Origin of the sequence: Myxococcus faecalis (assembly GCF_050039385.1) — a bacterium.
GTDB classification, from domain to species: domain Bacteria; phylum Myxococcota; class Myxococcia; order Myxococcales; family Myxococcaceae; genus Myxococcus; species Myxococcus fulvus.
The window spans coordinates 9,850,271-9,863,816 of the sequence record NZ_CP144336.1 but is presented as its reverse complement, the minus strand read 5'-3'; the positions used below and the strand labels follow the sequence as shown (position 1 = coordinate 9,863,816).

Sequence of the window (13,546 nt, the reverse complement as noted above, 5' to 3'; positions counted from 1 at the left end):
GGGCAAGGGGGTGATGACGGTCGTCATCAGGGGCGGGGCCGGGATTGGAGGCGCGGGGCTCGGACGTGGCACGCTGGGCGGTGGCCGTGCGGCGTGCGCATGGCCAGGGTGTTGGTGTTGGAGCGGGTCCCCACCAGTCGCGGGAGGCTCACGGATGCTTCGCCACACGCTCACGCAGGCCTTGAAGGAGCTCCGGACCCGGATTGCCTCGGGGGACCCGGACTTGAAGGCCGCGCGGCACCTGGTCGAGCGACAGGTGCGTATGTCCCCGGAGGCCCACGCGTACCTCGACAAGCTTCTGGCCGAGACGCGCAAGGAGTCGAGTCGCGAGGAGCTGCGGCGGCCCTTCCCGGCGGAGCCATCGGCGGCCCAGGTCGTCGAGCACCGGCTCTGGGATGAGGCGTGTGAGAGCGCGCGGCGGAACATGGCGCCGCCGTTGAGCCTCACGGTGTGGAGCGATGAGGAAGGGCTGACGCGCCTGGAGGTGCTGGGGTTGTTGACGTTGGCGTTGCGCAGGCTCGCGGCGACGCCGGAGTTCGGCGCCGGGCCGCTGCTGCCAGGACTACAGCGGTGAGCCGAGACGCTCCGTCGGCGAGCCCTGCGGACAGGAGCTCGTCGGGCCTGCCTGGGACTCGGCCTGGCGCCCGGCTTTGAAGCCAGGCGTTCACAGGTCCGGAGGTACTCCGCGCCCGAGCCGTTGCGGCGGGCGGTGGAGAACCTGACCAGCAACGCGGTGAAGTACGGCTCTTCGGAGCGGCCCATCACCATCACCGTGGACAGCCTTCCCGAGCGTGGCACCCGTTTCACCATCGACATTCCCAAGGACGCGCGGCCGTTCCAGCAGGCGCCGACGCTCGCTCGGTGAGTGATTGCCACCAGCGTCCATCAGCGGACGGAGACCTGCCCGACAGAGACAGTGGCCGGCTCCAGCCGTGGACCCAAGGATAGAGCAGCCAGGCACACTCCCTGGTGCCTGACCGCCCAGCCTGTCATGACAAGCATTGGGCGCTCACCCCCGCCGGTCCAGACATGCCCATCCCACTCAGAGCAGTCTTTTCGTCGTTGAGCTGTGCCCTGCTGTTGAGCGCCTGCGGCCCCAATTACGAAGGCGACGTCGGCGCTCCTTCTCGGTCGGAGGACGTTTCGCCCGAAGTCGAAGAGCCAGGAGAGGACGGCAGCGTGTCGCAGGCGACGTTCGGGGGGCATCTGGGCAGTGCGCTGGGCCACATCGCCTCATTCGATAGCTGCGCCGCCAACAACGAGTGGCGCACGACCTGCGGCACGGGCGCGGCGCGGGACATGTCGTACACGTGGACGGTTCCTGTCACCGGGGACTACTCCATCACCACCTACGGGTCGTCGTACGACACGATCTTGGAGGTCCGCAGGGCCGCGGACACGGGCGTTGTCTATGCCTGCAATGACGATTGGGCGGATGGCAACTATCGGTCTCGAGTCGTGCTCCGGGACCAACCCAAGGGCCGCAAACTCTTCATCATCGTCGACGGCTACAGCGGCGATTGCGGAGCAGGCCGCCTGTACATCAACGGCCTCTAATCCGAACCCACCCTCGGATCCGCCGATCCTCGCGTAAACGGCGCCCTGTCCTCATGGAGCGAGGCTGCTTTAGATGCCCTGTGCATTCACAGCAGCCTTCCCGGAGGATCTCTTGCTCGCGCGTCCGACCCTCACCGTGTTCGTCACCGTTGTCTGCCTGATGGGCTGTCGAGGCACGTCCTCGAACACCGCCTCCGTGCAACCCTCGATGGCCGAATCCGCGGCCCCTGCGGCGTCAGCAGTGTCTGACGCCGCCAGGGAGCTGATCGGGACCTGGACCTGCAACGGCTCCATCCACGGACCCGGCGGTGCGAGCCCGAGCAAAGTCCGATTCGAGGCCCGGCTCGAGCTCGACAAGGCCTGGCTGCGCACCGACTTCGTGGCGGTGTCCGGTGAGTACCCCTACAAGTTCACGTCGTACCGGACGTTCGATTCAACGGCTCGCACTTGGAGGAATGTCATCCTCGACAACATGGGAGGCGATGCCACGTCTTCGTCCACGGACGGCGTCACCTGGGTCGGCGAGTCGACCGGCCCCATGGGCAGGATGAAGATCCAGGACACCGAGCACCTCGTCTCGCCTGGGATGCTGACCCTGCGCGGCCAGTATTCGATGGATGGCATGAGCTGGAACACCGGCTACGACCTGACCTGCGAGAAGTGACGAGTCACGGGATGCGGGGCCGGGACGACTCAGGTGTCTGGAATCGACCCAGGTTGCTCCCCGCACTTGAATTCCCGACGATGCGCGCGGCCCGGTCGTCCTTCGCTCGCACATCTTCACATCAGGGGATTCTCCATGAACCGCTTGAAGCTGTTGTTGCTGGGATGCGTCGCCGTGCTCGCATTCGGTTGCGGAACTCCGTCGGACGAACTCGCCGTCGAGGACGCGACCGGCTCTGCCCAGGAGCTGACTGGATGTACCGCGACCTGCGAGCAGGGCACGGTCAGCTGTCCGGCCGCGTCGACGACGTGCTCCGCGACCCACTACGTGGGCGTGACGTGCGACGGCGTTGACATCCCGTGCCCTCCGCCGGAGCCGCAGGAGTGCGACCCTTCCCTGCCGCTCTGCACGACGCTTCAGGGCCAGCTTTGCAACTCCCTCAACGCCGAGACGCCCTGCTGTATCGTGGAGACGTCCGGCTCGTGGGAGAGCTCCTGCGTGTGCTTCCGAGCCGGCGCGACGCGGCCTCCCTACCGGTGGGCCTGCGCGTTCTAAGTAGGTCGCCACAAGTTCCGAGACAAATGCAGGGACCTTGCCCGTTCCCGCTCCGCCTCGGATTCGCTCAGGAACATTTGGCGATCTACTTAGTCGCGGCGCATTGACGGCCGTCCTCCATTCCGCTCGAGGATGGCTGGAATCACGCCCCTCCCGTCCCATGCCGGACACGGGAGGGGCGGCGGTGCACGAGTCTTCCAGGTAGGATGGCGAGGGATTCTTCTGTGTGGCGCTGCCGGCGCGTCACCCGGAATCCCTGGAGGGATTCGACGCCATGCTGAACAAGGCCTTCGTCGTCCTCGCGCTGGTGTTCATCAGCGATCTCGAGGCCTCGGTCTTCTGCTACAGCCTCTGGGGTTACTTCATCACGCCGCCAAGTGGAGCGGGCGTGCTGGCCGCCTCGCGCCGACTCGAAGCACTGACGTCCTTCAGGAGCGACCCGAACGGGGATGTGGAGCTGCGTCCGACTCAGCCCATCGTGCCGAGCGAGTTCATCGGATGCCCGCTCTTCGACTTCACGTCCAGGTGCATGCATGACCGGCTGATGGCGGCGGTGATCACGTTACCGGGAGACCTCTCTCGGACGGAGTCGGTGGAAGAACTTCGTCCGCAGATTGAGAGCGTCTGCGGGAACTGGGCCTCGTCACGACGAGGTAAGGCGATCACCGTGCAAGGCGACTCGGGGCAGATGCGATTGATCACCTGCACGTCGGGAGAACTCAGCAATGACCTCTTTGCCTATCGGGAGGTGCTGTTCACCCAAGGCGAGGAGAAAGAGATCGCATCCATCGAATATGAGGTCTCGGGCTCCGAGTTCCTCACGATGCCCTTCTTCTTCACGTATCTGCTGCCCTTCAACATCTGCCTCTATGTGATTGGACGGGTCGCTGGGAGGCAATGGTACGGCCCGCCGCTCCCAGCAGCAGAGGGCGGACTCCCCACCGTCACATAGAGGGCTCCGGGCAGGAAATCACCTGGCCGCTGCGTGGCGCTTCTTCGCGGCGCTCGCCCTGGCCGACCGCCACGGCGCGGGCCCGCCTTCCTTCCACCATCAGCAAATGCCAGACCCCGGGTATTGCCGCAAGCCCCCCCGGTCATGGTCCACCCTCGCCCGTTTCGACCCAGGAGCGGGAGGACCGAGCCATGCACAGGGACATGATAACGCAACACGCCGTGGTGATTGCGGGAGGAGGCCCGACCGGGCTGATGCTGGCGGCGGAGCTGGCGTTGGCGAAGGTGGACGTGGCCATCGTCGAGCGTCGTGCCAGTCAGGATGTCGCCGGCTCGCGCTCGCGAGGCCTGCACGCGCGCAGCCTGGAGGTGCTCGATCAGCGCGGAGTCGTCGAGCGCTTCGTCTCACAAGGGCAGCCGGTCCAGAACGTGGCGTTCGGACAGACGCCGCTGGACCTCAGTGACTTCCCGACGCGTCACAACCACGGGCTCGCGCTCCTGCAGGAGCGCTTCGAGCGCATCCTGGCGCAGTGGGTCGAGGAGCTCGCGGTGCCCATCTACCGAGGATGCGAGGTGACGGGCTTCGCGCAGGACGACACGGGCGTCGACGTGGCGCTGTCCGACGGCCGCGCGCTGCGGGCGAAGTACCTCGTCGGATGCGATGGGGGCCGGAGCCTGGTCCGCAAGGCAGCCGGCATCGAGTTCCCGGGCTGGGACGCGTCGATCAGCTACCTCATCGCCGAGGTCGAGATGACGGGAGCCCCCGCGTTCGGCATCCGCCGGGACGAGAAGGGCACGTTCGCCATGGGCAAGCAGGCGGACGGAAGCGTCGGCGTCGTGCTGCGAGAGGAACTGGTCAACACGGGCGAGGCGCCGACACTCGAGACGCTGCGCGAGGGCCTCGTCAGGCTCTACGGGTCGGACTTCGGCTTGCGAAGCGCCACGTACCTCTCCAGGTTCACCGACATGACGCGGCAGGCGGCGTCCTACCGGGACCGTCGGGTGCTGCTGGCTGGAGACGCGGCCCACGTGCACTCGCCGATGGGCGGACAGGGGCTCAACCTCGGAGTGCAGGATGCCGTGAACCTGGGGTGGAAGCTGGCGCAGGTCGTGCGAGGCGTTTCGCCGGAGAGCCTGCTCGACACGTACCAGGCCGAGCGACACCCCGTCGCGGCCCGCGCGTTACGCAAGACCATGGCGCAGACCGCGCTCAGTCGCGGCGACGCGCGGATGGATGCCGTGCGCGAGACGCTGTCGGAGCTGTTGCGGATGGACGAGCCTCGCAAGCAGTACGCGGCGATGATGTCGGGGCTGGACGTCCAGTATGACCTGGGCGCTGGACACCCGTTGCTCGGGCGGCGCGTGCCGGACCTCGACCTGGTGACCGCCGACGGCCCACGCCGCGTGTTCCAACTGCTGCACGAGGCACGACCGGTGCTGCTCGACCTGGGCGAACCAGGGGCCCTCGACATCGCGCCCTGGGCGGACCGGGTTCAACGGGTCTCGGCTCGCGACCCGGGCGAGTGGGTGCTCCCAGTGCTCGGCGTGGTCCCCGCACCCGTCGCGGTGCTGATTCGTCCGGACGGCCACGTCGCGTGGGTCGGCGAGGGCTCGGACCAGGGACTGCATGAAGCCCTGGCCCGCTGGTTCGGGGCGCCGAGCACGACGTAACACGTGCTCGACCCCGGGTGGCGCATAGGATGCGCCCCCATGGACTTCCAGGCGCGGCTCGAGGCGCTCACGCACCAACTCCGCCCCTGGTCCGCGCTCTGGTCCCGCTCCATCCTCCAGGGCTGGCCCGAGTCCGGCGCCGCCTATCCCGAGGAGTGGCGGGCCTATGCCCGGTCACTCGATGGAGCAGGCGAGCGGAGCTTGGACCAAGGAGTGCTCCAGGGAGTGCCGCCTCCCTCCCTGGCTGCGCTCCTGGGCGCGCTCCAGGAGCTGACGGCGATTCCCTGGCACGACGGCCGTCACGCGCTGACGGTCACGGAGACGCAGGGACTCAGCGACAAGAAGACCCACGAGCTCGAACGGGTGCTGGCCCTGATGGGCCCCAGAACGCGCTTCATCCAGCAGGCGGTCGACATCGGCGGCGGCATGGGGCACCTGGCCCGCCTCTGTGCGCGGACGTTCGGCTGGACCTTCCACAGCATCGACAGGGACGCCGCGTTGCAGGACAAGGGCCGACAGTGGCTGAAGAGGACCCGAGCCTCGGTCGGAGACACCCTGCACTTCATCCAGGCCTCCGTCGAGGACGCTCCCCAACCGGGGATCGATCCGCTCTTCTCCGGTCGAGACCGCGCGTCCATCGGTCTGCACACCTGCGGGCCGCTCGCGCTCACGCAGCTCCGCAAGAGTCTGGAAGCGGGCTTCGTCCTGAACATCGGCTGTTGCTACGACAAGCTCGAGGTCCCCAGGGACTACCCCGTCTCCCGAGTCGGCCGCGAACATCCCCTGCCCTTCACACCGCATGCCCTGGCACTGACGACGCGGGGACGGCCGCGGAAGACCGAGGCGGAGTTCGCGCGGATGAAGCAGGTGTACGCGTGGCGCTTCGCGTTCCATCTCCTGTCGAAGCGGCGGTTTCCCGAGCGAGACTTCGTGAGGGCGGGAGACGCGCCCCGGGCGCTCTATGACGGCCCCTTCGCCATCTATGCGCTCGACCGCCTGGAGCGCCTGGGGCTCTCCTCGGGAATGACCGAGGCCGAACTGAATGCCTTCGAGGTCTCCGTTCGCGCCGAGACGCGGGAGCTCCTGCTCTGCCATCTGCTGAGGGACCGCTTCGCGAGGGCGTTGGAGGTCGTGCTCCTGCTCGATCGCGCGATGTTCCTAGAGGGACTGGGCTTCCAGGTCGAGCTGCTCCAGCTCTTCGAGCCCGACGTGTCGCCGCGAAACCTCGCGCTCATCGCGTCACGGAACACCTGAGGAAAGCAGGAGGAGCACCACGACGGGGCTCCCCAGCCCAGGAGACTGGAGGAGCCCCCGATGGCGGCCTACCAATCAACGTCGACGCAGGACCATCCGCCCAGACACGTGCACTGACTCTTCCCTCCAGCGCTGTTGCAGCAGAGGACACTCTCTCCCCCCCAGCACTGCTGACTGGTGACCGAACTGCACGGCGCATACGCGCACGTGGGATCCGGAGGATTCGTAGGAGGACACGCGTGGAAGACCCCACTGCATGTCACTCCCGAGTAGTCGACGGCCTGACACGGCGTTCCCGAGCAGCTGATGGGCCCGTTGGCGCAGTTGGCATAGCACGTCGCCAGCTCCTGCGAGCTTTCACTCAATGCCTCTTCGCCGACGACTTCTGTCGCGGCTCCGCCACACCCCAGTGCGAACATGACGGCGAAAGCCACCCACAGCAGCTTCAAACTCTTCATGAGGGTTCCCCTGTCGTGAGCGTGTGCGAGCGAGGGACCACCGGGCCACGGACATCCTCCGAGATTTGAGGGCCCAGGGCAAACCATACCCAATCGCAAGAGCCATCCTGGAGCGACTCGTCGCGACGCACCTGGGCATTCGAGGAGTCCCCGGAGACGTTCTTCGGCTCCTCCTCGAGGGCATGACACTGACGCATGGCGGACACCCCAGGAACTGGGGCGCTTGTCGAAAGCCCGTGCCCAGGACGAAGCGTGGAGTTTTGGACGCTGGATGCCCGAAACGAACCCCATCGCCAGGACCCGACATCCATGTATGCGAATGACCGAAGCGCGCCCGGGCTGAGCGGAATCGAGAACGAGGGATACCGAGCCCTCGTGGAGCGGGTCCTCGATGCGGGCTGTCTGTGGAAGCTGCTTCAGGTGATGGGTGCGGCTCCAAGCGCCCCCGCCGACCTGCGCTATGTGCCACGGGTGGACCTGGCGAGCATCGACCGTGAGGTCGCCACGATTCAGGCGGAAATGGGTGCCCGCGGGTTCATCCTGGCAGCGGCCCCACCCGGGGCGGAGCGGATGCGCTCACTCCTTGAGAACTACATGAAGGGCTACATCTACTTTCACATGTCCTGTGAGCGTTACGGATGGAAGGATGTGTTCCCGGAGCCGACGTACTTCGAGGACGTGTCCGTCCAACCTGGACAGGGGATTGCAACCAAGACCCATAGACACATCCCTGCACACGACTGACAAAGCAGCAACCAGAACTTTCCATTCCAACCACAAACACCCATCCGTCAACTCCAGCACACCCGAACCCCTGACAGCGTCAGAACCGCGCCCCACGACCTTGCCCTTCACATGTCCGTCATTCAGGCTGCACACAGACACAAACGAAGTGGAGGCCGCAATGACAGCTGTTGGACTGCGCCGTTATGTTTTGTGGGTTGGGCTCACGTTGATGACCGCGTGTGGAGGCCCCCTCCCGGAGGAGCAGGAGGGAGTCGAGGCGGCCCCCCGCGAGGAGTCGGCGGAGGTGGTCGAGAAGCCAGGTGCGGACCTCGCGTGCTTCGAGTTCGCGGAAGCCTGCGTTCCCGGGTGGCGCACGTGCGAAGTCCGTTGCTGTGATGGAGACCTGGACAGTTCCTACCAGGTCTGTGGCAACTGTCTGGATTGGGCTCAGGGCAGGTGTAGCAACCACGGCGGCGTTCGGCGCGTTCGCTGGTCGCCATAGCCTACCGACTCACTCCGGACGGCGGAGCCACGCCGTCCGGAGCAGTCGGACAAGCGATGGACATCCAAGGGCGGCGCTGGAATCAGGGTTGATGCGCCGATGACCGGGACGTCGGCGCTGCCGTCGTCAACCTCGTCGTCGTCTGCATGGTGACAAGGCCTACGCATCGAAGAGGAGCTGACGTGGGCTGCGCCTGCGCGGCATCACCGCTCGCATTGCGCGTCCCGGCGTTGAATCCAAGGAACGACTGGGGCGCCACCTCGACCACCCGTGCGTGAGGGCGCTTGGCCCGGACGTGGGCGAGGAGCGCGGGACGTACGTCGGCGTCGTGCATGCCCGCGAGAAGGGGTGGACGGTTCGGGTCCGCCCGTTCTCCCGGCCACACACACCATGCCCCTATCGCCCCTGGGCATTGGCACGGTCGTGACACGCGGCGTGCAGGAGAGTTCTGCTCGGCAGTGGACTGCCGGCCTCCCTCGCGACTGATGGCTGGCACCTTTCTGTCCTGCGACGGTGAGTCCTCTCTCAGGGGTTCTCGGGATGATTCGAATATCGTGGTTTGCTGGGCTTGGAGCGCTGCTGTCAACCCTGGGTTGTCGTGATCCGGAGCCCGAGCAGCCGTATTGCGCGCTCCTCGACGAGCGAGTGGCTGCGTGTAGAGACGGCTCCTGCGACTCTGAGACGCAATTGGCGATTTGCAATGACATCATTGCCTTCTCGTCACTGTCTCCGTACCTCTGTGGAGAGTATGAGCCGTTACCGGAGCCCATTCCCACATCATGCGAAGACTGTAGCATCGACTTCTGTGAGCCTCTCCTTGAGGAGTTGAAGGCTGCATACCAAGACACCCGCTCTCCTGTCGTGGTGCGGAGCCAGCTCAAGCAGTTGCATGACAAGCTGAGCACACTGTGTGAGGCACAGCCAAACGAGGACCGGCCAACTGCTTCGCAGCGCCCACAGTGCATGGCGCCGTCGCGGTGACGTCCGAGTGACCAATGGCCAAGAAGTAACAACCGCCCCTTCTTGGCCCTCATGAACCCACGATTGAAAACCCCATCTTCGCCCTCGCCGTCGGCCAGCTCCTGGTGCCACGCCTCAACGGACTCCTGTCGCGTCGGCAGGTGAAGCACGAGCAGGCCGCGGACCGCGCGGAACTCCGGCTGGTGGACCAGCGCCTGCGCGCGCTCGAGGCGTGGCAGGGCGAGGCCCGGCCCCAGTTCGGACAGGTCTCCAACCACGTTCACGTGCTCATGGGCGAGCACGGGGCGCGCCAGGGCCAGGCCACGCCCCCGTGCACTGGAGGGCCCGTTAGCATTAACGGCGGGTGCTGGGAGAAGGTGGAGTTGTGGATCAGAGACTGCGGTTCTGTTGGCTACGTTCACGAGGGCGGCTGCTATGTGCCCGCGAAGACGCCCCATGCGCGTGTTCCGCCGGGGTAGAGCTTCGCCGCAGCCGCCCGCACCTCCGACGGACGCCCCGGTGTTCGGGAGCGACCCGAAGGGCTACCGAGTCGATCGCCACCGGAGCCCCTATTCGCAGCCTTCACACTGAGTGCTAGATTCCGCCACTGCATTACCACTGCAACGGAGGGGAATCCATGAAGTTGCTCATGACTGGTGGTCTGCTGGCGCTTGGATTGATGTTCGGGTGTGGTGGGCCCGTCGATGACACCGAGAACGCGTCGGAAGCGCAACTCGTTGAAATTGAACAGAGCTATCACGCGCCCGCCATCTGCGGAAAGACTGTCACCTGCCCAGCGGGAATGCAGTGCTGCGGCTCTCCCGCGCGCTGCGTGCCAAATTGTGACCTTGGAGGGGTGGACTAGCCGGATGGGAGAGGGCAGCCCGCTCTGAGGCCATAGCGAGCTGCCCGCCACTACTGGCCGAACGTCCAGCGAGCGCCGATGCCGGCCAGCCCAGCACCGCAGAGGCCGTCTCGCGGATGGATGGGAGCATCGCTGCGGTGATCATGGAGCGTGAATGTCATATCTGGGCAATCTCATGCTGGGACCAGGGAGACTCCTTTTCCTCGTGGCCCAAGGCCTTCGCCCCGCGCGTCACCGGGGGGTAGACGCGCCTGTTGGCGCGAGACCGCTGCTTCCTCGATAGAAGAGCCAGTGGCTGTTGGCGCCGCCACTGCTGCAGCCATTGGCGGTCGTGTAGAACGTCATATGGACGACCTTGTCCCCCGGCGCAAATGGGTTGAATCGCACGATGGCGGTCCTGCCTACATCCGTCGTTTCAAACGACAGGACCTCGGCGCTCGATCCCGTGGGCTCCCCCAGGAGCCAGTACCCACCGATGCCTGGGCTGGTCACGGAGGCCCGCAGCAGCAAGCCATTCGTGCCGTAGGTCCAACCGTAGAAGTCCGTCCCGGTCACCAGCTCCACCGTCCTGTAGGAGCCTGCATTGGTCTCGAAAGTGAGGGTTCCGTAGGGCCGGGTCAATGAGTAGGGGCCAGAACGGACCCTCTTGGTGAGGGTGCTGGTTCCACAGGCACCGGAGATGGTCGCGGTCAGGTCGACATCGCCGATTTGAGGACCTCGAGCGAGCGTTCCAGTGTTGTTGCCGTGGGTGGTCGCCGTCGCCAAGGTCGGGTTGCTTGAGTTCCAGAAGACGGAGGCACCACAAGGCAGCCCTGTAACTCGATACTCCTGGGGTGTCGCGGCGCAAAGGATGTCGGGGCCTGCAATAGCCATCGTGGGGTAGCCAGAGTTCGCCACGCTGGACCGATAGGGCCCATGAGTGGTGCTCCCGGCCTTCACCGAGACGGCGATGCCCGACTGAGCAGCTCCGCAGTTGGGAGTCAACGTGAGGGACGGTTCGGAGGTCGTCAGCGTGGCCGGTGCTGGTCCGCCCTGGTGGAGCCAGCCATTGCTCGCCGAGCCAAGGTCCCACTCGTACGCCGTGACGTTCGGAATTCCTCCGAGGTTGTTCACAGTGAAGGTCCGCGCCGACGTGTCCCCGCACGCCAGGGCGATGGACGCAGGGGTGAGGGAGAACACGGGAGGAATCGTCTCCGTAATGGAGATCTTGTTGATCAAGACCTGCGTCGACTTCGTGCTGGAGCCCTGGGTCGCCAAGACGAAGAGGTAGTCCAGGTCCTCGCTGGCGGTCCACTCGGTGAGGGGGTAGTTGCTGGCGGTCGCCGAGCTGATGTAGGCCGCCCCCACGACGTCATTCAGCAGCATCGACCAGCGGTCCGCGCCAACGGGCCCGCAGCTCGTGGGTTGGGTCTCATTGGGCGCAGGGAGCGACGTGCGCACAGAGAAGATGAGATGGGGGCTGGACACAGGATCATCTGAGATCTTCGACGCAGTCACCGCGAGGGTGTACTTGCGTCCGGCCTTGAACCCGACCTTCAGGGCATAGGCCGTTCCCAGGTTCGAGGCGGAGGTGTTTCCTGCCTGGGCTTCGAGGATGACAGCGCTGCCATTGAATCTGGCCCCTCCAGAGACCGGGTAATGAATGATGTCGTTGACTTTCGCAGGCGTCGAGAGATTGAAGACGTTGCAGATGCCGGTCGAGAGTCCGCTTGAGCTGTTGTAGGTGATGGTCCTCTGCGCGAGGGCGCTTGAGGTCGTCAGCAAGGCCACGAGCGCGAGTGTCTTCGCTAGGCCCCACGGAGATATGCCTCTCATTGAATGCTCCTGGGATGGGAGGATTCCGAGCTTGAGCGAGAATGTGATTGATGTCCAGGTCCAGCCCTGCTCGAAATGTCATCCTTCATCGACCTTCGATGTGCAGCTGTTCTCGGATAGCATGTCGCGGAGGGCAGCGGCATTCCTGAACTCCCGCTTCCGTCCGAGTCGTGGAGTGGGTCCGAATCAAAGTCTTCGATGCGATGGCGCGGGGGCTTCCCGTGTCCGAGGCGAACGAGCGCCAGGTCGCGCAGTTCGTCAAGCAGCAGCGTCTGCCCTACCCGTCTGTCGGTCCGGATGTCAGGCATTGCGCTGACATCCGGACGGGAGGCTCCAAGGCAGCGCGAAAGGCGATGGTTCCTGGACCGGTGGTCCTGCGTTGGGCGTTCCAACTCGCCGCCGCGCAGGCCCAACGCCACGTGGACGCCACGCCGGGAGCCACTTCACCGGCGACATCCTCCGCCGCCCCAGGAAACCGCTGGGGTTCCAGGGAGTTGGCGAGTGACCCCGACAGGAATCGAACCTGTGGCCTGCGGTTTAGGAAACCGCCGCTCTATCCAACTGAGCTACGGGGTCGTGCCAACAAACGCCTGAAACAACGGCGCTTTCTAGCAAGAGCCCCGGGGTACCTCAAGCACCACGTACGTCCCCCCTCGCCCGGCTGCCCAAGCGCACCGAATCCGGTCGAATTCCGGCAGTTCGACACCGGGTACGTCCCTGCTGGACCCTACGTACGGGTTCGCGGCACCGACCGCCAGGGCTCCGTCCACCCATCAACAGATCGCCCGTCCACGCCGTGGGCCACGGGACCCGGCGTGAACCGCGCAGAGGCCGGGCGCCCCCACATTCCTGGGATGGACCTGCCCGTGAGGCCTCGCTCACGCTGGGTCTCCACCCAGGAGCGTCACCAGCGCTCAGTCCCTGGAGCACCCGCCAGGATTCCCGGGGGAAGGCACCATGCTGGCTCCACTGACGCTCGCGTTGCTCCTGCGCCACCTCGTCGCGGCCTGGTTGGGGCGTCGCGACGCGGATGCCCCCGCACCCACGCAGCCCCTCGAGGAGTCGTGAATGCAACCAGGACCGTCCTGCCGTGTGGCACTGCTCTCCACCCTGCTCGCCCTGACGGGCTGCGGAGGCAATGCCGCCCCCGAGGCCCTCCCCTTCGCAGACGACCGCTTCCTCCTCGAAGACGCCGGAGGTGACCCGGATGGCGGAGCGTCCGAGGACGCGGGAGAAGAGGACGCAGGCGAGGAGGACGCGGGCGAGGAGGACGCCGGGAGCGAGGATGCGGGCAGCGAGGACGCCGGCACCGATGAGGACGCTGGAACGGGCGGCGGCCCCACCAACCCTGGCGGCCCCAACGGCCCGTACATCTGCCCCTACTTCCTCAACGTCGAGACGACCTATTACAGCGACGGGTACTACACCTACTCGGTCGGCACCGACATCTGCCGCTGCGGCGTGGGCTACAAATCCGGCGTCGAGACGAACTGGTACCTCACCTTCGACTTCGGCCACTGCTGAGCGACGCTCCGGCCCGCGCTCCTCCTCGAGCGCGGGCCGTGTTC

At 65.9% G+C, this 13,546-nt stretch carries 11 protein-coding genes and 1 tRNA gene; 10 read left to right on the top strand and 2 right to left on the bottom strand.

The genetic code is table 11. The features are described from left to right. The first annotated feature begins 154 nt into the window (after positions 1-154). From VZQ01_RS39380 to VZQ01_RS39340, 9 genes are all read left to right on the top strand, one after another. Positions 155-574 (top strand): hypothetical protein, encoded by a 420-nt coding sequence (locus VZQ01_RS39380; protein WP_223747423.1) that lies wholly within the window; start codon positions 155-157, stop codon positions 572-574. A 135-nt stretch (positions 575-709) separates the two neighbouring features. Beyond that, entirely contained in the window at positions 710-865 is a 156-nt protein-coding gene (locus VZQ01_RS39375) for an ATP-binding protein (protein ID WP_267700779.1), read from the top strand. Between the two features lie 314 nt (positions 866-1,179). After that, positions 1,180-1,557, top strand: coding sequence for a hypothetical protein (locus VZQ01_RS39370; protein ID WP_267700777.1), 378 nt, complete (start codon positions 1,180-1,182; stop codon positions 1,555-1,557). Between the two features lie 112 nt (positions 1,558-1,669). Beyond that, positions 1,670-2,221 (top strand): DUF1579 domain-containing protein, encoded by a 552-nt coding sequence (locus tag VZQ01_RS39365; protein ID WP_426746205.1) that lies wholly within the window; start codon positions 1,670-1,672, stop codon positions 2,219-2,221. Between the two features lie 781 nt (positions 2,222-3,002). Further along, on the top strand, positions 3,003-3,728 hold the full coding sequence (locus VZQ01_RS39360) for a hypothetical protein (protein ID WP_426746204.1): 726 nt from the start codon (positions 3,003-3,005) through the stop codon (positions 3,726-3,728). 191 nt (positions 3,729-3,919) lie between these two features. After that, the gene (locus tag VZQ01_RS39355; RefSeq protein WP_426746202.1) at positions 3,920-5,398 is read left to right on the top strand and encodes an FAD-dependent monooxygenase; all 1,479 of its coding nucleotides are present in this window, start codon (positions 3,920-3,922) and stop codon (positions 5,396-5,398) included. A gap of 39 nt (positions 5,399-5,437) precedes the next feature. After that, on the top strand, positions 5,438-6,652 hold the full coding sequence (locus VZQ01_RS39350) for a methyltransferase (RefSeq protein ID WP_426746201.1): 1,215 nt from the start codon (positions 5,438-5,440) through the stop codon (positions 6,650-6,652). A 767-nt stretch (positions 6,653-7,419) separates the two neighbouring features. After that, positions 7,420-7,854 (top strand): hypothetical protein, encoded by a 435-nt coding sequence (locus VZQ01_RS39345; RefSeq protein ID WP_426746200.1) that lies wholly within the window; start codon positions 7,420-7,422, stop codon positions 7,852-7,854. A gap of 2,081 nt (positions 7,855-9,935) precedes the next feature. Continuing rightward, complete coding sequence (locus VZQ01_RS39340; RefSeq protein WP_426746199.1) at positions 9,936-10,163, top strand: hypothetical protein; 228 nt, start codon at positions 9,936-9,938, stop codon at positions 10,161-10,163. 231 nt (positions 10,164-10,394) lie between these two features. Here the strand turns inward: VZQ01_RS39340 and VZQ01_RS39335 are convergent, their stop codons facing one another. Both VZQ01_RS39335 and VZQ01_RS39330 read right to left on the bottom strand, forming a co-directional pair. Continuing rightward, a complete protein-coding gene (locus VZQ01_RS39335; protein ID WP_426746198.1) occupies positions 10,395-11,933 on the bottom strand; it encodes a hypothetical protein in 1,539 nt (512 codons plus the stop codon). 547 nt (positions 11,934-12,480) lie between these two features. Continuing rightward, a tRNA-Arg gene (locus tag VZQ01_RS39330) sits at positions 12,481-12,554 on the bottom strand. A gap of 492 nt (positions 12,555-13,046) precedes the next feature. On the opposite strand from VZQ01_RS39330, the gene VZQ01_RS39325 reads away from it, so the two are divergent. Beyond that, on the top strand, positions 13,047-13,502 hold the full coding sequence (locus VZQ01_RS39325) for a hypothetical protein (RefSeq protein ID WP_223747414.1): 456 nt from the start codon (positions 13,047-13,049) through the stop codon (positions 13,500-13,502). Positions 13,503-13,546: the final 44 nt, after the last annotated feature.